Annotated in this window: 16 protein-coding genes; 7 read left to right on the top strand and 9 right to left on the bottom strand. The window is 66.7% G+C overall.

Annotation, left to right across the window (positions count from 1 at the left end):
- Nucleotides 1-11 precede the first annotated feature (11 nt).
- From tssH to tssA, 9 genes are all read right to left on the bottom strand, one after another.
- Nucleotides 12-2747: a type VI secretion system ATPase TssH gene (gene tssH, locus QFZ83_RS12595; protein ID WP_307506758.1), complete on the bottom strand. Its 2736-nt coding sequence runs from the start codon at nucleotides 2745-2747 to the stop codon at nucleotides 12-14.
- Nucleotides 2744-3940 (bottom strand): type VI secretion system baseplate subunit TssG, encoded by a 1197-nt coding sequence (gene tssG, locus QFZ83_RS12590; protein ID WP_307506756.1) that lies wholly within the window; start codon nucleotides 3938-3940, stop codon nucleotides 2744-2746. The genes tssH and tssG overlap by 4 nt, the downstream gene beginning before the upstream one ends.
- Nucleotides 3937-5817, bottom strand: coding sequence for a type VI secretion system baseplate subunit TssF (gene tssF / locus QFZ83_RS12585; protein ID WP_307506754.1), 1881 nt, complete (start codon nucleotides 5815-5817; stop codon nucleotides 3937-3939). The genes tssG and tssF overlap by 4 nt, the downstream gene beginning before the upstream one ends.
- Nucleotides 5818-6345 carry a type VI secretion system baseplate subunit TssE gene (gene tssE / locus QFZ83_RS12580; protein WP_307512701.1) on the bottom strand — a complete coding sequence of 176 codons (528 nt, stop codon included), beginning with the start codon at nucleotides 6343-6345 and terminating at the stop codon, nucleotides 5818-5820.
- Between the two features lie 32 nt (nucleotides 6346-6377).
- Nucleotides 6378-7253, bottom strand: coding sequence for a type VI secretion system accessory protein TagJ (locus QFZ83_RS12575; protein WP_307506752.1), 876 nt, complete (start codon nucleotides 7251-7253; stop codon nucleotides 6378-6380).
- A 140-nt stretch (nucleotides 7254-7393) separates the two neighbouring features.
- Complete coding sequence (locus QFZ83_RS12570) at nucleotides 7394-7876, bottom strand: type VI secretion system tube protein Hcp (RefSeq protein ID WP_306879298.1); 483 nt, start codon at nucleotides 7874-7876, stop codon at nucleotides 7394-7396.
- Nucleotides 7877-7921: 45 nt separating this feature from the next.
- Nucleotides 7922-9430 (bottom strand): type VI secretion system contractile sheath large subunit, encoded by a 1509-nt coding sequence (gene tssC / locus QFZ83_RS12565; RefSeq protein ID WP_307506750.1) that lies wholly within the window; start codon nucleotides 9428-9430, stop codon nucleotides 7922-7924.
- Between the two features lie 45 nt (nucleotides 9431-9475).
- Entirely contained in the window at nucleotides 9476-10048 is a 573-nt protein-coding gene (gene tssB, locus QFZ83_RS12560) for a type VI secretion system contractile sheath small subunit (protein ID WP_013541318.1), read from the bottom strand.
- 87 nt (nucleotides 10049-10135) lie between these two features.
- Nucleotides 10136-11230, bottom strand: coding sequence for a type VI secretion system protein TssA (gene tssA, locus QFZ83_RS12555; RefSeq protein WP_373424140.1), 1095 nt, complete (start codon nucleotides 11228-11230; stop codon nucleotides 10136-10138).
- Between the two features lie 93 nt (nucleotides 11231-11323).
- Here tssA and QFZ83_RS12550 point away from each other — a divergent pair, with 93 nt between their 5' ends.
- The 7 genes from QFZ83_RS12550 (at nucleotide 11324) to QFZ83_RS12520 (ending at nucleotide 19294) form a co-directional block, all read left to right on the top strand.
- Nucleotides 11324-11506 carry a hypothetical protein gene (locus QFZ83_RS12550; protein ID WP_307506745.1) on the top strand — a complete coding sequence of 61 codons (183 nt, stop codon included), beginning with the start codon at nucleotides 11324-11326 and terminating at the stop codon, nucleotides 11504-11506.
- Nucleotides 11507-11573: 67 nt separating this feature from the next.
- Complete coding sequence (locus QFZ83_RS12545; protein ID WP_307506743.1) at nucleotides 11574-13919, top strand: type VI secretion system Vgr family protein; 2346 nt, start codon at nucleotides 11574-11576, stop codon at nucleotides 13917-13919.
- Nucleotides 13909-14346, top strand: a complete 438-nt coding sequence (locus tag QFZ83_RS12540; protein ID WP_307506741.1) for a hypothetical protein — start codon at nucleotides 13909-13911, stop codon at nucleotides 14344-14346. Before QFZ83_RS12545 ends, QFZ83_RS12540 begins: the two co-directional genes overlap by 11 nt.
- A gap of 13 nt (nucleotides 14347-14359) precedes the next feature.
- The gene (locus QFZ83_RS12535; RefSeq protein ID WP_307506739.1) at nucleotides 14360-17017 is read left to right on the top strand and encodes a DUF2169 domain-containing protein; all 2658 of its coding nucleotides are present in this window, start codon (nucleotides 14360-14362) and stop codon (nucleotides 17015-17017) included.
- On the top strand, nucleotides 17014-18138 hold the full coding sequence (locus QFZ83_RS12530) for a pentapeptide repeat-containing protein (RefSeq protein WP_307506737.1): 1125 nt from the start codon (nucleotides 17014-17016) through the stop codon (nucleotides 18136-18138). The genes QFZ83_RS12535 and QFZ83_RS12530 overlap by 4 nt, the downstream gene beginning before the upstream one ends.
- Nucleotides 18135-18848 (top strand): DUF3540 domain-containing protein, encoded by a 714-nt coding sequence (locus tag QFZ83_RS12525; protein ID WP_307506734.1) that lies wholly within the window; start codon nucleotides 18135-18137, stop codon nucleotides 18846-18848. The genes QFZ83_RS12530 and QFZ83_RS12525 overlap by 4 nt, the downstream gene beginning before the upstream one ends.
- Nucleotides 18849-18907: 59 nt before the next feature.
- On the top strand, nucleotides 18908-19294 hold the full coding sequence (locus QFZ83_RS12520) for a DUF4150 domain-containing protein (protein WP_013541310.1): 387 nt from the start codon (nucleotides 18908-18910) through the stop codon (nucleotides 19292-19294).
- Nucleotides 19295-19746 lie beyond the last annotated feature (452 nt).

Below are 19746 nucleotides of genomic sequence, written 5' to 3'. Positions count from 1 at the left end.
TCTCTCTTCGACTAGCGTTCAGAAAATTCGTAATGAAAGTCGTCTCCCGCCGCGCTCAGTTGCACGGCGGCGAGCTTGCGGCCACTGACGGTGGCGCCGATGACTTCCTCGCTCAACCGGGGCAGGATGGTGTGCGTGAGGATCGCATCGATCATCCGGCCACCCGACTCTATGGCGGTACAGCGGCGCGCCACAAGCTCCACGGCGCTGTCGTTGTAATCCAAAGTAATCCCGTGATTCGCCGCGAGCCGCGTGGCGATGCGGTCGAGTTGCAGACGGATGATGCGATGCAACGCATCGGCCTGCAACGGGTAATAAGGCACTACAACCAGCCGCCCGAGCAGCGCGGGCGCGAACACCTTGAGCAGCGGTTCGCGCAGCGCGGCCGCGAGCGGTTCGGGGTCGGGCCGCAGGGTCGGGTCTTCGCACAGCTGCATGACTAGGTCGGTGCCGACGTTGGAGGTCATGATGATCACGGTGTTGCGAAAGTCGATGTGGCGGCCTTCTCCGTCTTCCATCCAGCCCTTGTCGAACACCTGGAAGAAGATCTCGTGCACGTCGGTGTGCGCCTTCTCGATCTCGTCGAGCAGCACCACGCTGTAGGGCCTGCGGCGCACGGCCTCGGTGAGCACGCCGCCTTCGCCATAACCCACGTAGCCGGGCGGCGCGCCCTTCAACGTGGAGACGGTGTGCGACTCCTGGAACTCGCTCATGTTGATGGTCACGAGGTTCTGCTCGCCGCCATACAGCGCTTCTGAAAGCGCGAGCGCGGTCTCCGTCTTGCCAACGCCCGACGGGCCGCAGAGCAGGAACACGCCGACAGGCTTGTTGGGGTTGTCCAGCCGCGCGCGCGCTGTGCGGATGCGTCGCGAAATGGTCTCCAGCGCATCGGGCTGGGCCACCACGCGGGCCGAGAGGATCTCGCCCAGGCGCAGCACCGACTGCGCATCGTCGCGCACCATGCGGCCGATGGGAATGCCGGTCCAGTCGGCCACGACGGTGGCGATGGCCTGCGCATCGACGGCGGCGAGGATGAGCGGCGATTCGCCTTGCAGCTGCACGAGGCGGTCCTGCGCCTCGTTGAGTTCGGCGCGGATCGCTTCGGGCGTTCTCTCGGGTTCGGAGGGATCGGAGGGCGCGGCGTCCCGGGTCTGATCCTCGGCCTCTTGCTCGCCCTCCTCCACTTCAGCCTGCGCCGGCACGGCAGCGGGCGACAGCAACTTGCGCAGCGCCACGATGCGCTCGACCAGCGCGGCCTCTTCCACGCGCCGCTGCTCCAGCAGATCGAGTTCGGCCTGTGCGGCCGCCACTTCGGCCGCGATGTCTTCGACACGCTGATGCTCGCCCACGCCGATCGCCGCCTCGCGCCCCGCGATGCCCGACTCGATGCCCAGCACCTCGATGCGCCGCTGCAAATCTTCCAGCGCGGCCGGCAGCGCATGCTGGCTCAGCGCCACGCGCGCGCACGCCGTGTCGAGCAGGCTCACGGCCTTGTCCGGAAGTTGCCGCGCGGGGATGTAGCGGTGCGACAGGCTCACGGCCGCTTCAAGCGCCGCATCGAGGATCAGCACGCCGTGGTGCTTCTCCAGCTCCGCCGAGATGCCGCGCAGCATGATCACCGCCTTGGGCTCGGTGGGCTCATGCACCTGGATGGTCTGGAAGCGCCGCGTGAGCGCCGGGTCTTTCTCGATGTACTTCTTGTATTCCGACCAAGTCGTCGCGCCGATGGTGCGCAGCCGCCCGCGTGCGAGCGCAGGCTTGAGCAGGTTGGCTGCATCGCCGGTGCCGGCCGTGCCGCCCGCCCCCACCAGCGTGTGCACTTCATCGACAAACAGCACGATGGGCTTGGGGCTCTTCTCGACCTCGTCGATCACCTGGCGCAGCCGCTGCTCGAACTCGCCCTTCACGCCCGCGCCGGCCTGCAGCAGCGTCGGGTCGAGCACCCACAACGACACGTCCTTGAGCGAGGGCGGCACATCGCCCGAAGCCAGCCGCGAGGCGAGCCCTTCGACCACCGCCGTCTTGCCCACGCCGGCCTCGCCAGTGAGCAGCGGGTTGTTCTGCCGGCGGCGCATGAGGATGTCGATGATCTGGCGGATCTCCTCGTCGCGGCCGTAGACCGGATCGAGTTCGCCCGCACGCGCCTTGGCGGTGAGGTCGCTCGCGTACTTCGCGAGCGCCGAGCCGCCTGCCGGCGCGCCATCGCCCTGGTGTTGCATGGCCGGCGCACCGCCGCCCGCGCCCTCGCCCGGCGCGGCGTCGTAGTCGTCTTCCGGCGAGCCTTCGGTCCATGCGTCGAGTTGGGCCACCAGCACGTCGGGCACGATCTTGTCGAACTCGCGCGAGATGCCCGAGAGCACCTGGCGCAGCCCCGGCGTCTTGATGATGCCGGCCAGGAGATACCCGCCGCGAATCGACGTGGCCTCGAAGCGCAGGCTCGCATACACCCACGCGCGTTCGACGGCGTTGTCCACGTGCTCGGAGATGTCGCTGATCGACGTCGCGCCATGCGGCAAGCGGTCGAGCGCGCGCACGAGGTCTTGTTCCACCGCATCGAGGTTGAGCCCCGCACGCTTGACGATGCGCAGCATGTCGCTGTCCTGCAGCTGCAGGATCTGGTGCAGCCAGTGCACGAGTTCGACGTAGGCGTTGCCGCGCAGCTTGGCGAAGGCGGTGGCGGTCTCCAATGCCTTGTAGAGCATCGGGTTCAGCTTGGAAAAGAGAGAGACGCGGCGGATGTCGGTCATAGGGCCATGGAAGATGCGGACTCGGCAGGCACTGCGGCCGCCGTTGTGTTGCGGGGATACAGCGCCTCGGGCTCGAACAACATGTCTCCTGCGTCGGTGTCCGACAGGCGCGTGCCGACCCAGGTGCCCCAGCCGAGGCGCTGGTCGCTGCCCAGCTGCATGCCGCGCGCCTCCTGCTTCTTGAGCACCAGCCTCAGCTCCCAGGCAAACTCGATGCCGACGTACTGCCGCACCCAGTCGACCACCTGCTGCAACCGGCGGCTGCCCGGCAGGAATTCGCGGAACTGCTGCTGCGTGAGCGGGCCGAGTTCGAGGCGAAATTTGCTCTGCGCATCGCGCACCGCCAGGCCGATGGTGGCCCCGCCCCCGAGCCGGTGGTTGCGTCCGAAGAGCCCGAGCCGGCTCACCTGGCGCTCGTCGATCATCACCCAGTCGCTCACGAATTCCTCGACGCGCACGGGCACGTCGAAGTACAGGCGCAGGATCTGGATCAGCCCCTCGGGGTTGCGCGTCTGGCGCACGAGATGGCCCGCCATGAAGGTGCGCGCATGGTCGGCAATGCGGTCGCGCTCCTTCAGGCCCGGCTGCCCCATGTTCATGAGGCTCGCCACGTAGTCGACGAAGCGGTGGCCGTCGGGGCGGTCCAGGCTGTTGACCGATTGCGCATCGGCCCAGGCCCGGTAGAACAGCAGGATGAGCCGGTGGTGGAACAGATCGGCGAAGGCGCTGAGGGTGTGGTCGTTGTGGTGGCGCTTGCGTTCGCGCGCGTATTCGGTCAGGTGCAGCGGCAGCGGGCCGTTGGGGCCGAACAAGCCGAAGCCGTAGATCGAGATGCGCGGCGGCCCGTCGCCATCGACATCGACACCCGAGACGTTCGACGGCGCGAAGGCCATCGAGGGCTCCTGCCCGAGGCGCAGCGGCTCGTCCGATGGCCGGGGCGCGCGGCCCAGCAGGGGATGGTCGCCGTGCGCATCGAGCCTGCGCAGCAGCATGAACAGGTCGTGCTCGAAGGGCTGCTCGACCAGGCCGGCCCACAGCGCGGGGTCGGCCAGCAGCGCATCGCGGCGGCCCGTCGCTGCAATTTCCGGCGTCTCCTGGCCGGCGGGTTCATCGAACGACTGCGCCTCGAACACCTCCTCGCCCTCCACCTGCGCGGCCTGCGGCATGTCGTCGGAGAAGCCGGCTGTACTCATACGGCGGGGCGGCGTCCGACCCGTGGGGTCCAGCGCGCGATTTCGCCGCGCTGCAGGCTGGAGAGCGCGAACTCGGTAAAGGCATTGAGCGACACGTGGCGGCTGAAGAACTGCTCCAGCACCGCGCCGAAAAGATACGGGCTCGCGCCGGAAAACGCGACCTCGTCGATCTTGAGCGCCACCTCCACGCCGCGCCCGAAGACGATGGGCCCCGGCTCGGGCAAGCGGCGGAATACCGGCGCGAGCGCCATCGAGCGCACGCCCTGGATCTGGCGGCGCACCGCGGGATCGGCGAGGTTGCCGTAGAGGTCGAGCATCTCGCGCAGCGCGGCGGCGCCTTGCGCGGCGTCGACGTCGGTCAGGCTCAGGTAGTTCAGGCCCAGGTGGCTGATGAGCCGCCAGGTGAGCGCGCCTTCGGCCAGCGCCGGGTAGGGCCGCGACGGTCCCCGCAGGATGCGGATCGAGCGCACGGGCGCCGAGATGCGCAGCGTGAAGTCCGATTCGAGCCCCGTCGGAAGCAGCAGCGGCAGGTCGCGGTTGGTGCACAGCGCATCGAGCGTGATGTGCCGCAGGCTGTGCGGGAACGGCGCGTCGTGCTGGTCGACCAGCGACACGTAGACCTCGCTGCCGGTGTAGCTGGTGCGCGTGCCCTGCGCGCGTGCGCGGTCGGACACCAGGCGCGGTTCGCGGCGCAGCGAGAAATACGCGCCGAAGTCGCCGTCGTCGGTCGCGAACGAGCCAAGGAAGGGGCGGAACTCGCGCTCCTCCGAGCCGTTGGTCATGTGGCCGGTGACGCGCTCGACGGTGAAGATCTCGAAGTCGCGCGGGCGCGTGCGGTCGATCACCGCGTGGTGCTCGTGCTGGCCCGGCCCGACCGGGATGCGGTCGCTGCGGCGCGGCACGAGGTTGATGATGGGCGTGCAGAAGAGCGAGAAGTGCTTGGCGTCCACCACCCTCTCCAGGTCGCCGTCGCTGCGGTCCAGAAGGATCACGATTTCCATCGTGTTCCCGCCGATGGCCGAGACCGCGGCGCGCAGGTTCTTCACGCTGAAGAAAAGGTAGCGATCGGGAAACGCGAAGTACTCGTGCAGCAGCCGGTAGCCCTGGAACGAGCGCGCGTCGTAGGGCAGCAGCGCCTGGTCGGGATCGAAGCCTTCGTGGCGGATGGCCTCGTCGCCCAGCGGCACGATGCGCGAGGACCCGCCTTGGGCGCCCGGGCCGCTGCGGCACACGGTGCCCACGCTGTGGTGCGCCACCAGTTCGAGCACGCGCAGCGCATGCAACTCGGCGCCCGAGAGAAAGAATTCGAGCCGGTCGAGCGGCATCTCGGAGAACCTGGCGCCGCCCACCGCTTCGAGCTTGATGGTGATCGCGCTCTTGGCCTGGCGCGCCACCATCGGCATCGCATGCCCGATTTCCGCGGGCACGGGGCCGATGCCGGCCTCGGTGATCTTGATGGGCCACAGCGTGACCGGGTGGCCGGTGCGGAACTCGCACGCCGTCTGCTCGCCCTTGATCATGCGGCCGCGCAGGACGGTGTGGCGCGGCAGTTCGTAGCCTGCCTTCAACGAGCCTTCGTTGAGGTTGCCGTCGATCTGCACCACCGCCATCGCGGGCAGCGGCGCGAGGAAGTTGGGGTACACCACCTCCAGGAGGCGCTGCGAGAAGCGCGGAAACTCCGCATCCATCTTGAGCTGGATGCGCGCCGTGAGAAAGCTGAAGCCTTCGAGCAGGCGCTCCACGTACGGATCGCTGACCTCGATGCCGCGCATGCCCAGGCGGCCCGCGATCTTGGGGTAGCGCTGCGCGAACTCGGCCCCGAGCTCGTGCATGTAGGTGAGCTCGCGGTTGTAGTAGTCGAGCAGCCTTGCGTCCATTCAGAGCCCTCCCGTCGGCCGCAGGATCATGTGGCCGCTTTCGAGGTCGAGCTCCGAGCGCAGGATGAACTCGATCGGGTAAGGCACCGACCACAGCGTGCCGCGAATCTCCAGCGCGAGCAGGTTGTGGTGTTCGAGGTCGGCCGCATCGGTCACGCAGCGCACGTCGATGCTGTCCTTCATGATGCGCGGCTCGAAGTCGATGATCGAGGCCCGGATGGCGGCCTCGACGTCGGCGAAGTCGACCTCCGACATGCGCCCGCCGGCCCAGCCGCGCACGCCGTAGTTCACGACCGAGCGCCGCGCGCGCGGCATGGCGTTGATGCCGTGCTCGGTGCCGAAGTTGGTGGTATTGAGCAGCCACTGCAGGTCGCGCAGCACCGAGTCGCGCAAGAGCCTGCCGCTCATGAGAAAACTGCCCGCGCGCTCCTGGCGGCTCTGCGGCTGCTTGTCGGTCAGGCGATCGAGCAGCACGGGCTGCAGGCGGTCGCGCGCAACGCTTTCCTGCGGATCGCCATCGGCGTCGATCGCCGCGGAACGGCTGGCGGGCAGCGTGGTGCTCACGGTGCGGCGCCCTCCGCGGTTGCTGCCGAATCGAATTCGACGAGACGCACATCGAGCAATGAATGGTCGCCGGCTTCGCTGATCAGCGTGCGCTGGCCGACGCCCGCGTACTGCTCTTCGCCGGCCAGCGGCAGCCAGTCGGTGCGGCGGCCCAGCGTGGTTTCGTCGTCGAGCGCATCGAGCTTGCCGGGATAGCGCACCGGCACCAGGCCGTTGAGCCCGCGGCCATCGCGCAGCACGATTTCGGCCGGCGCCCACAGCAGGTCGACCAGATGCTGCGGACGCTTGAACTTCAGGCGGCTCACCGCATGCAGCGGCAGCCACGCGTAGCCCGAAGGCGTGAGAAGTTCGAGCACGGCACCCATGCGCACGTCGCCATCGCAGAGCCAGGCGAATCCGATGGTCTCCGCAGGCTCGCCGTCGATGGCCTGCACGGCACGCGAATCGGACCGGTCGACAACGCTCAGCGTGCCTTGCGATGCGGGCGCATCCTGCCGCGCCGCTTCGCGCAATGCAGCCGCTTCATCGGCCTGCTCGGGTGGCATTGCCGCGGCGGCGATCAAGCCGTCGACCCACGCGGCCTGGCCGGCAACAACGGACGGCGCGCGGCCGCCATTCCAGAACTCGGTGCGGTTGCGCTCGCCGGCCAGCGCCATCGCGCAGGTGGCGCTCGCCGGCGCGAAAGAGGGATCGATCTTCGCCGCGAGCTTGAGCTGGTCTTCAGCCCGCTGCCACTCGCCGCGCAGCGCGAGGAAGTGGCACAGGGCAAGGCGCAGGCTGGCGTTCTGGGGGCTCGCGCGGATCTGCCGCTGTACCCATTCGGTGTGCTCGGCCACGGAGCGCTCGCCCAGCACTGCAAACCCATCGCCCATGAAGCTTCCTCATTGACTGACTCGCGCACAGGGCGGAGTCGTCCGGTGGTGATCGATCCTCGGCCGGAGGGCGGGCCTTCCTTGCATCGGCGCGCGAGTTGCTCGCGCGGCCTGCCCCCGGCATGACGGCAACAGGAAACTCAGGCTTCCTTGTTTTCCTTGAGGTTCCAGCCGAGCACGGTTTCGGCGCCCTTGCCGCCCTTGTCGGTCTGCTCCCAGTACTGCTGCTTGACCTTGGCGGCCTGGAACGCGAACTGCACGAGCACCGCGTCGCCGCCCTGCTCTGCCGTGTACTGCACCGAGGTGACCAGCACTTCCTCGAGCGTCACGCGCGTGTATTCGATCTGCGTGCCGCCGGCCTTGCACAGCGACACCTCGACCTTGCTCAGGTGCTTGCCGCTCGCGCAGTTCTTCAGGATGGACGGGGCCGCCTTGTCGATGCGCGCGACCACCTGCAGGTCGTTGAAGCTGGCCTTGCCCACACCGCCGCCGCCGCCGCTGACCATGTTGCCAGGCTGCGTTGCCCCCCATGCGAACGACTTGATATCGGTCCAGTCCTTGTGGTTCGAGTCCTTGGATTCGCCGTTCGCGCCCTCAACGCGCATGAACATGTCTACTGCCATGATTAACCCCCAAAGTTATTTGCGCCCTCGTGGAGCACCGTTGATTTAGCTGCTGTCCTTCTTGTTGGACGGCAGCTTCGAAACCAGCCGCAAGGAAACCGTCAGCCCTTCGAGCTGATAGTGCGGCCGGAGAAAAAACTTGGCGGCGTAGTAGCCGGGGTTGTCCTCGATGGCTTCCACCTGGACCTCCGCCGCCGCCAGCGGCTTCAACGCCTTCGTGTCTTGCGACGAGTTGCCCGGACTGCCATCCACGTAGTTCATGATCCAGTCGTTGAGCCAGCGCTCCATGTCCTCGCGCTCGCGAAACGATCCGATCTTGTCCCGCACGATGCACTTGAGGTAGTGCGCAAAGCGGCAGCACGCGAACAGGTACGGCAGGCGCGCCGCGAGGTTCGCGTTGGCCGTGGCGTCGGCGTCGTAGTACTGGGCCGGCTGCTGCAGCGACTGCGCGCCGATGAAGGCCGCGAAGTCCGAGTTCTTGCGGTGCACCAGCGGCATGAAGCCGTTCTTGGCAAGCTCGGCCTCGCGCCGGTCGCTGATGGCGATCTCGGTGGGGCACTTCATGTCCACGCCGCCGTCGTCCGTCGGAAAGGTGTGGGTGGGCAGGTTCTCCACCGCGCCGCCCGATTCCACGCCGCGGATCGAGGTGCACCAGCCGTACTGCTTGAACGAGCGATTGATGTTCACGCCCATCGCATAGGCCGAGTTGGCCCAGGTGTAGCGGGTGTGCGCGGCCGAGTCGGTTTCTTCCTCGAACTCGAATTCATCGACCGGGTTGGTGCGCGCGCCGTACGGCAGGCGCGCCAGGAAGCGCGGCATGGCCAGGCCGATGTAGCGCGCGTCTTCCGATTCGCGCAACGAGCGCCACGCGGTGTGCTCGGTGTTCTGGAAGATCTTGGTGAGGTCGCGCGGGTTCGACAGTTCCTGCCACGAGTCCATCTGCATCACCGTGGGCGACGCGCCCGCGATGAAGGGGCAGTGCGCGGCCGCGGCGATCTTGGCCATCTCGCCGAGCATCTCGACGTCGGGCGGGCTGTGGTCGAAGTGGAAGTCGCCGATCAGCGCGCCGAACGGCTCGCCGCCGAACTGGCCATATTCGGCTTCGTAGATCTTCTTGAACAGCGGGCTCTGGTCCCAGCCGATGCCCTTGTGGCGCTTGAGCGAACGCGCCACTTCGCGCTTGGAGGCGCACATCACGCGGATCTTCAGTTGCTCGTCGGTCTCGGTGTTGTTCACCAGGTAGTGCAGGCCGCGCCATGCGCCTTCGAGCTGCTGGAAGTCCTCGTGGTGCAGGATCTGGTTGATCTGCTCGGTGAGCTTGCGGTCGATCTCGGTGATGATGCCCTGCACCGTGCGATAGGCATCGTTGGAGATGGTGACCGTGCTCTCCAGCGCCTGCACGGCGAGCGTCTTGACGGCGTTCTGCACCGCCTCGCGCGCTTGCTCGGTCTTGGGCTTGAACTCGCGCTGCAGGAGGTCGGAGAACTCGTTCGGCGCCAGTGCCTCGACCGTGGTGGCCTGTGCGCGCGCTGTCTGTTTCGGTGCGGTGCTCATGGTGGGAATCCTGTCGGCTTGCTGTGCGTTGCTCGGGCTTTGCGCTTACTCGGGAGAACCGCCGGGCGCGTGGCCCGCTTTCTCGTTCGCCGCTTCGACCGCCTTGGCGACCGCCGGGTTGGGCGCGGAGGCGAGCGACTTGAGCAGCGCCGGGTTCTGCAGGGCCTGCGCGATCAATTGCTCGGCACCGTTCTTGCCGTCCATGTACGAGAGCAGGTTCGACAGTTCGGTGCGTGCGGCGAGCAACTGCTGCAACGCGCCCACCTGGCCCGCGATGCGCGCGGGCGAGAAGTCGTCCATGGTGTCGAAGGTGATGTCGACATTCATCTGGCCTTCGCCCGTGAGCGTGTTGGGCACCTGGAACGCCACGCGCGGCTTGATCGCCTTCATGCGGTCGTCGAAGTTGTCGATGTCGACTTCCATGAAATCGCGCTCGGCCAGATCTGGCATCGGGTCCATCTGCTTGCCCGCGAGGTCGGCGATCACGCCCATCACGAAGGGCAGCTGGATCTTGCGTTCGCTGCCGTAGATTTCGACGTCGTACTCGATCTGCACACGCGGCGCCCGGTTCCGCGCGATGAACTTCTGACCACTGTTTCTGACACGGTTGTCTGCCATAAGCTTCCTCTTGAAACTGAATCCATGGGTCGGACCCGACTGTCTGTCCTGGCGGCGCAAGCCTTCGGCATCGACTGCGATGGCCGCCTATTCAGGCGCGGCACCGCCGTTCAACGGCCGTCCGGCAAGTCCCTCGATCTTCTGCAATCCCTCGGGCACAAGCTCTTCGATGATCTGGAAGAAGTTGAGGTCCATGAGTCTTTGCGCTCGCCGTATCAGCATGGGCGCAGGGTGACTGGGCTCCGTGCGCTCCAGGTACTCGCAAGCCTTCTCCAACAGCACTCGCACATCATCACGGCTCGATATTTCAATCTCTTTAATACCGGGTGCGCGTAGGCCTGCGCCGCCACTTGCAGCCGCCGAGATCGAGGACTGCGCGCTCGAAACAGACTGCGCAGTCCCTTGTGGATTCATGTCGTTCTCCCTCGGAAGGCTCGGTGCCGGATCGGGCTGCGCCTGCTCTGGCAGCAACTGGATCACGGTGCGAAGCGAGCGTTCGAGCCGGGAGAAATCAGGCGCCCAGCTTTGTCCCAGTGCGCGTTCGGAAGTCTCGCGAATGCGCTGCAGCAGCTCCAGCGCGGCGCGCAAGGCAACCACCGCGGGCGTTGCTTTCTCATGCGCGCGGCGCGCCGCTTCACGCAAGCGGCCGATGCCGCCGGGATAGTCGATCTGATCGGCCTTGCTCGAATCGAGCAGGGCCTCGACCCGCCGCAGGCTCACCGACGAACCACCGTCGTCGAGCAGGCGTGCATCTCGCACGCTGCGCCCGAGCCCTTCGGTTTCTGCCAGCGCAGCCAACGCATTCATGCGCGGCAACGGGTCTTCGAAACCATCGGCGATGACGCGCGGATGCACTTCATCCCAGAAGTTCTGCAGCACAAAGTCGACCAGCCGAAGGCCATCGACGTAGCCGGGGAGGCCACGCGTCTCGGTCCATGCCAGGGTCAGCGGAACCAGCACCCGCAGGTCGCGCGTGCGTTCGCACAACTGCTTGGCGATGCGTTCCACGCGGGCCCAGTCGGGAGGCTCTGCCGGAATGATCGTGGCGCCGAACTGTTGCTCCCGCTTGCCCGTCGTCGCCTGTTGCAACGCCATGAAATCGGGGTCGTACTCCAGATCCTCGCCGCATGGAAGCGGGCCTTCGACAGGCGACTGCAACAAATCGATCTCACTCGGCAACAACCGGCCCCCCCTTGTGATTAACCATCGTCAACACTTGTTATCTTGAGGGGAACAGAAGGCATGGTCAACCGCAACTGAATGCAACTCGGCGTGATGAATTCCAAAGAATTACAACCTCTTTTTGACTTCACACCGAAGACCTACAACGACCGCACGCGAATGCGCACGGCCGAGTTCCATGAAGCCGCGCGTGACCTCGATGCGGCGTTGCCGCGAGGTGTTCGCGCTTTGCATTTCCATAGGGCGCAGCACGCCCACGTCATGCATATGACATAACGAATTTCTAGACTGCCTCCGAAGGCTTGCAACCGCAACAAGCTCCAAGGGGTCAGGGAAATTCCGAATGACGCGTACCGTTCAGGTTCACACCGCACTCGGTGCAGAGCACCTCAAATTTCGCGCCATGCGTGGGCACGAAGGCCTCTCGCGACTGTTCGAGTTCGAGGTGGACATGGTCAGCACGAGCTTCAGCCTCGACCTGAAGACGCTGCTGGGCACATCGCTCACCATCGAACTGCAGGACGGCGGCGCACCGCGTTTTCTCAACGGCACCGTGGTGCGCTTCGAGCTCGTGGGCCGCGCCAACGAAACCGGCCGCCACTACATCTACCGCGCGCTGGTGCAGCCCTGGCTCTGGTACCTCACGCGCACCACCGACTGCCGCATCTTCCAGAACAAGAGCGTGCCCGAGGTACTCGACGATGTGCTGGGCAAGTACGGCTTTCAGTTCGAGAAGCGACTTACCGGCAACTACCGCCCGTGGGAATATTGCGTGCAGTACCAGGAGAGCGACTTCGCCTTCGTGAGCCGCCTCATGGAGCACGAAGGCATCGCCTATCATTTCGAGCACAGCAACGGCGCGCACCTTCTGGTGCTGGCCGATGACACCGGCGGCTACGCCAGGCTGCCGGGCTACGCGAGCATTCCCTACCGTCCGCGCGACCGCGTCGTCAACGCGATGGAGCCGTGCATCGACCGGTGGCGCATTTCCGAGCAGATCACCTCGGGCCGCGTGATGCTCGACGACTTCGATTTCAAGAAGTCACGCGCCTCGCTGCAAAGCGTGCAGCAGGACCCGAAGGGCCACGAGCATTCGACCTACGAAGTCTACGAATGGCTCGGCGGCTACAGCGAGCACGGGCAAGGCGATGCCTACGCGAAGGTCCGCCTGCAGGAGCTGCAGTGCGCGCACGAACTGGCGTCGGGACACACCAACGTCCTGGGCATGGCGCCGGGCTACCTGTTCCAGATGACGCACTGCCCGCGCGAATCCGACAACCGCGAGTACCTCGTCACCGAGACCCGCTACGACCTGCAGGAACCCGAGTATTCGAGCGGCGGCAGCGCGGAATCGGTGTGCGAGTTCGACTTCACCGTGCTGCCCTCCACCGTCGCCTACCGCCCCGCGCGCAGGACGCCCAAGCCGCGCACCAACGGCCCGCAGACCGCCACCGTCGTCGGCCCCGAGGAAATCTGGACCGACCGCTTCGGCCGCGTGAAGCTGCAGTTCCGCTGGGACCGATACGGCCAGTCCGACGAGAACAGCTCCTGCTGGGTGCGCGTGTCGAGCAACTGGGCCGGCGCCAACTACGGCACGATGCACATGCCGCGCGTGGGCCAGGAAGTGATCGTCGATTTCATCGGTGGCGAACCCGATCGCCCCATCATCACCGGCCGCGTCTACAACAGCGACCAGATGCCGCCATGGGAACTTCCCGCCAACGCCACGGCCAGCGGCATCCTCACGCGCTCGAGCACCGGCGGCGCGGCCAACCAGGCCAACATGCTGCGCTTCGAAGACCGCACGGGCGCCGAACAGATCCTGCTGCACGCCGAGCGCAACCTCGACGTGGAGGTCGAAGCCGACGAGACCCACACCACCGGCGGCACCCGCACCACGCTGATCAAGGGTCATGAGTCGGCCACCTACCAGAGCGGCGAGACGCGCGACATCACCGCGGGTGCGAAGGAAACCATCACCGGCGGCGACACCCGCGACGTGGCGGGAGGCTTCGGCGAGACCATCAGCGGCGGCGTGAACCAGACGATCTCCGGCGGCAAGACGCGCATGCTCAGCGGCGGGCTGAACGACACCATCACCGGCGGCGTCAAGCTCGCCATCACCGGCGGCTTCAACGGCACCATCGACGGACAGGAAATCCGCTTCGTGAGCGCGGGCCGCAACGACACGATCAACACCTCGAACACGGTGCTGGTCAACGGCCCCTCGACCACCACGGTCACCGGCCCGACGGTGCACACCTCGCCGGACGTGACCTTCAACACCACGAACCACATCCACAACACGACGCAGCACGTCATCAACACAACGACCTACAACACGACGTCGACCACCTACAACAACCTGACCGTCAACTACACCAACAACTCCGCCACCTACATCAACAACTACGCCAAGAGCAGCGACTGGCGGCTGTTCCGCGCGGGCGGGGTGGGCCTTCGCATCAGCCTGGTGGGCATGTCGTTCGACGTGTGGGGCGCGCGCCTGCAGTACTACGCCGGGCTCAATGCGCAGATCGCGACCGTGAAGATCGACACGGCCGTCTTCTCGCTGAAGAACAAGCCGCTCGAAGTCAGCGCCAAGGGCCTGGCCATTGCGAACAAGGGCATGCTCATCGCCACCGGCGGCCTGGCCGCGAAGTTCAAGGTGCTGACCCTTGTGGTTTGAAACGCTGCTCTGGATCGTCTTCGCCGTCGTGATGAGCGCGGTGATTGTGACGGCCGTGTCGGTGGCGATCGTCGCCTCGCGCGAGAACCGCATCTATTCGGCCGAAGAGAAGACCTGGAAGCGCCTCGCGCAGCACGGCGTTCCGGCGGAAGCCATCGTCGAATCGGTCAAGCGCTCGGCGCACCAACTCACGCGCGGCGGCTCGCAGGGACAAACGGTGCTGGCGGTCGAGATGTCGCTGAAGGTGTTCGACGGCGCGGGCGGCTCGAACCCGGCCGTCGTGCGCACACTGGTCGACGAAGCCCTGCTGCCGCAGTTCTGCATTGCGGGCACGCGGGTGCACCTGCTGCGCGACCCTCACGATGCGTCCAGCCTGGCCATCGACCGCACGCGCACGCCGCTCGAAATCGCGCGCGCCGCGGGTTGATGCGAGCCTCGCCGTGAAGACCGTCAAACCCCTGCGCCTGAGCATCATCACGCGCCCTTTCCTGCGCGCCGGCCACCAGCGGCTGGGCGTGACTTGCATGGGCATGGTCGCCATGGACGAAACGCCCGTGCTGCTGCCCGAGCCCGAGTTCTGGAAGACGGTCTCCAACGAACTGGGTCCCACGGGGGTGCTCGATCTCGGCATGCCCAAGGCATGCGCCGAATTCCTTGCGACCGGCCATGCGTACACGCATCACCAGAAGGAAAAAACCGCCTGCGCCGTCGCGCTGAACGTCGGCGCGCTGAGCCGGCAGCTTGTGGTGTTCGGCGACCGCTTCTGGCTCGATGGCCGGGCGACCGCGCCGCAGCCTTTCGAATCGATGCGCCTGGACTGGACCCGTGCCTTCGGCGGCCCCGCCTTCGCCGACAACCCGCTGGGCATCGGCCATGCGCCCGAACTGGTGAACGGCCTGCTGGTGCAGCGCCTGCCCAATGTCGAGCATCCGCAGCGCCGCATCGACCGCCCCTCGCGGCAGCCGGAGCCCGCGTGCTTCGGCGCGATGGACGTGAGCTGGCCCAGCCGCATGCGCCTGATCGGCAAGCACTACGACGCGCACTGGCGCGAGAACCTTTTCCCCGGCTTTTCGGAGGACATGGACTGGCGCCTCTTCAACGCCGCATCGCCCGAGCAGCGCTGGCCGGACCACGACCGCATTCCGGGCGGCACGCCCTATGAGGTGTGGAACATGCACCCCACCCTGCCGGTACAGCGCGGCCGCTTGCCTGACTGGCGCGCGCGCGCCTTCATCGCACGCAAGGGCGCCTCGGGCCAGGCCGAGCCCGAGCGCTTCGAAGAGGTGGCGCTGCGGCTCACCACGGCGTGGTTCTTTCCGCACCTGGCGCAGGTCGCGCTGATCTGGCATGGCGAAACCGCCATCTCCGAGGACGACGCGGCGGACATCACCCACGTGATGCCCGCGATCGAGTCCGCCGCCGAAACCGCGCGGCCACTCGAACATTACTTCGCGATCCTGCAGCGCCGCTGCGATCCCGAGACCGGCGGCCTCTACATGTTCCGCGACGACGAGCTGCTGCCTGCCGAAGCCATCGGCCTGTGGGTCGACCAGATGGAAGAGGAAGAGTCCGTGCTCGTGCGCAACATGCGCGTGCGCGGCAACGCATTGCGGCAAGACCTCACGCAGCAGGCGCTCGACCTCGGCCACAAGCCGCGCCATTTCAAGGAGCGCGCATCGCCCGAGCCCTTCACGAAGATGCCGACGCTGAACGAGCTGCCCGAGTTCATCCAGCGCACCAAGGTCTACGAGCGCGAACAGCAACAGAAACTCGACGCCGCGCGTCGCGAACTCGCGCAGATGGCCGAGGCCAATGCGGTGGAATCGCGCAAGGTGGGTTTCGACAGCCGCGCGCTCGTGGCCGATGCGAACGGCGGCCAGGCCAAAGGTCCGCCCACGTTCGATGCCAGGGCGCTGATGCAGGGCATGCGGGGCATCGCCCCGGCCACGCGCACCGCGCCCATGTCACCGGCCCAGGAGGCCGATCTTGCGAAGACCGCCGAGAGCGGCCGTCGCGGCCTGATCGACATGTACCGGCTCGGCGCGCAGCACCAGTCCGCGGCCGATGCCATGACCGTCGAACGCGCCGGTGAAGCACGGGCGCGCGTACAGGCGCTCATGTCCACCACCCGCGATCTCTCCGGCATGGACCTGACAGGCGCCGACCTTTCGCACATGGACCTGCGCTGCGCCCGCCTGCACCGCACGCTGCTCGAGAGTGCGGACCTGTGCGGCGCAAGGCTCGACGATGCCGACGCCACCGAAGCCGTGCTGGTCCGCGCGCGGCTGGCAGGTGCGTCGCTAGCCGGCTGCGTGCTGCGCGGCGCCAACCTGAGCCTTGCGCATTGCGCGCACACCTCGTTCGCGCGCGCGCAGTTCGATGAAACCACGATCGAGAAAACCCGCTTCGACGACTGCGACTTCTCGGATGCGCGCATCGCGCACCTGAACCTCTTCGGCATGCACTTCCAGAACTGCCGCTTCGACCGCGCGCACTTCGACTACGTGACGCTGCTCGAGCAGAGCCGGCTGATCGACTGCAGCTTTCGCGCGGCGCGCCTGCACAAGTTCGGTCTGATCTCCTCCGTGGTCGAGCGCCTGGATTTTCCGCAGGCGCATCTCGAGGCATGCGCCTGGGTTCACACCGTCGGCGACCACGGCATCACCTTCGCCGCGGCCACGCTCAAGACCACCTGCTTCGTCGGCACCAGCAGCCTGCGCACCGTCGACTTCCAGGACGCAACGCTCCTGCAGTGCAGCCTGCGCGACATGGTGCTCGACGGTGCGCGCCTGAGCCGCGCCACGCTGGACACCTGCGACCTCTCGGGCTGCAGCCTCGTGGGCGCGGACCTGAGCCTTGTCGATGCGCCGGAGAGCCTGTTCATCCGCGCCGACCTGACCCATGCGTCGCTGCGCGGCGCCAACCTCATGAACGCAAGCCTCCAGAAAGCGACGCTCGCCGGCGTCGACCTGCGCGACGCCAATCTCTTTCGCGCCGACGTGTCGCAAGCGCTGATCGACACCGTCACCGAAACCCGCGGCGCCTACATCGAACAGGCCAAGACCGTCCCGCGGCATGCGGCGGAACCGGCGCGATGACGCCGGATGCGTTGGCACAGAAGGTTCGCGGCGGCGAGTTCATCAAGGGCCAGGATTTCAAGGGCATGCGCCTCGATCACCTCGACCTGCGCGGCGGCACCTTCGGCGAATGCGATTTCTCGCAGGCGAGCCTCGAAGGCACGCAACTGGCCGAGTCGATGTTCGACACCTGCCGCTTCGACGGTGCGCGGCTCGACGCCGCCGACCTGCAGCGCGCGGCCTTCCACAAGTGCAGCCTCTCGCAGGCAAGCCTGCGGGGCGCGACGATGACGCGCGCGGCCTTCAGCGAATCGACCTTGCAGGGCGCCGACTTCGCGACGGCACGCCTGGACCTCGCGGCCTTCCACAAGAGCACGCTGGATGCGGCGCGCTTCGACCGCGCCGACCTCACCAAGACCGTGTTCGGCGAATCGACGCTCGACGGGGCGCACTTCGACGACGTGCGGCTCGACACCACCGTCTACTACCGCGCCGGGCTGCGCGGCGCGAGCTTCAAGGCCGCGAGCTTTCACAACGTGATCTTCAGCGAGGCCGATCTGGCAGCGCAGGATTTTTCGGCGCAGCAGTTCCATCTCTGCCAGTTCATCGACGCGGACCTCGCGGGCTGCAACTTCAAGGGCGCGCGGCTCACGCAATGCAACTTCAAGGGCGCGAAGCTGGAACGCGCGGTGCTCGCGGGCGTGCATGCGCCCCAATGCCTTTTTCCGGAGGCGGACCTGCGCGGTGCCGACTGCCGCGGCGGGCACTTCGCGCAGAGCATCTGGGTCGATGCGCTGCTGGCCGATGCGGACCTTTCGGACGCACAGCTCGTGCAATGCGTGTTCCACCGCGCGCGCTGCGATCGCACTTCGTTCGCGCGCAGCCAGCTGGTCTACGCGGACTTCTCGTATGCCGACCTGCGCGGTGCCGACATGCGCGGCGCCACCTTCCAGCGCACGCAATTGCACCGCGCCATCGAAGACGGCGCGCGCTGGAGCGACCGCCTCGGCGTGCTCGACAGCGATCCCGCGTTGTTCGAGGCCGAGCGCTTCTCGGCCGCCCGCGCGAGCCGGCCGCACCGTGCGGGCCGCGACACCTTCGGGCGGCCCTTGCCGCCCGACCCGAAAGACATCGCCCCATGACCCACCGTGCCATTCGCGAGTCCGCCCGGGCCATCGTCGGCGTTGCAGCCGGCGACGACACGCCCTCCCTTGACATGCAGGCGCTGCTGCGCAAGCCGCTGCCCTCCTCCGCGACAGCCGTTTCGCCATGGACGGGCAGCGCGCTCGGCACGGTGGTTCAAGCGCTGGCCGACGGCGGCGGCTTTCTCGTCGCACCGCAGGACGGCGGCGAACGCTGGCACTGTCCTCGCGCCGCAAGCTGCCTGCTGCAGCCCAGCCCGGGCGACACCGTGCTGGTGGCCGGCCCGCACCGCGACCAGCTCTACCTGATCGCGGTCGTCACGCAGGCGGATGCGAGCCAGTCGCGCATCGTCACGGACGGCGACCTCACCATCAGCTCGCGCCAGGGGCGCATCGCACTGGATGCGCCCACGCTGACGCTGCAGGCGCAGAAGGCGCGTCTGGATATCGCAGACATGGACTACCGCGGCGCCGAAGTGCGCGTGACCACGCTGGTCGCGCGCTTCGTGGGCCGCACGCTGGAGACCGTGCTCGACCGGCTGAGCGTGCTCACGCGTTCGAGCTTTCGCCTGACCGAGGAGGTCGAGCAGGTGCGCGCGGGCCAGATCGACATGCAGGCAAGCGAAACACTGCGCCTGCACGCGAAGAACACCTTGGTCACCAGCAAGGCGCTGGTCAAGGTCGATGCCGAACAGATCCACATGGGCTGACCCCTGCCTCCGCCCCCGCTGCCTCTGACCACCAACGACGCGATCAAGGAGCCTTTGCCATGTTTGCCAATGCACAGATGATGGGCGTGGATCTCGCCTTTCCGGATGTCTGCAAGACGCCGCCCGCACTTCCCATCCCCTACCCCAACTTCGCGCTCGGGCCAACGGCCATTCCCAACGCCTGGAACATCCTCTACGGCGGCACGCCCGCGCACAACATGGCCACCATCACGCCGATCACCAACGGCGACAACGCGGGCGTGCTGATGGGCGTGGTGTCGCAGACGGTGATGGGCCCCTCACGCCACATCACCGGCGCGTTCACCGTGCTGCTGAAGGGCACGCCCTGCACCCGCATGACCAGCCTTGCCGTGCAGAACCGCTGCAACATCATCGGCATGCGAATCGTGCCGAGTCAGTTCAAGGTGCTGGTGTTGGCAGCTTGAGATGCTGGCCGACCGGCTGTGTGCGGCGGATCATTCCCACTCGATCGTCAATTGGCTGGGAAAAGTCGCATGGATAAAGCCTTGGGGAGCACACCGTTTCTCTCATACCGTCAGGAATACCGTCAGCATCAGCGACTGAGCCCGGTTCCAAACTCATGCTAAATTTTTGATCGCATCAAGCCCAGCTCGGCCCATCCCAACGGACGCTGACACATCGAAAAGTGGCAGATATATTTTCCTCCTGAGGAGACTTGGACGCGTCTGCATGTCATCCGGCGCTCTCGCGATGCGGAGCGCAAGCTGAAGCACGATCCCCAAACAGCTGTCCAGAAAGTCGCGGCCGAGTGGACGGTGTCCTGCAAAAGGTCACAGCACCTTTATCAAGCTCAGCTCACCGGATCCATTCCGCTGGCGTTGCAAGTGCGCTGCTTTCGACTCTGGGGTTTGCCGGG

The sequence above is a fragment of the Variovorax sp. W1I1 genome (assembly GCF_030815625.1).
GTDB classification, from domain to species: domain Bacteria; phylum Pseudomonadota; class Gammaproteobacteria; order Burkholderiales; family Burkholderiaceae_C; genus Variovorax; species Variovorax paradoxus_C.
This window is presented reverse-complemented; position numbering and strand designations above follow the sequence as displayed.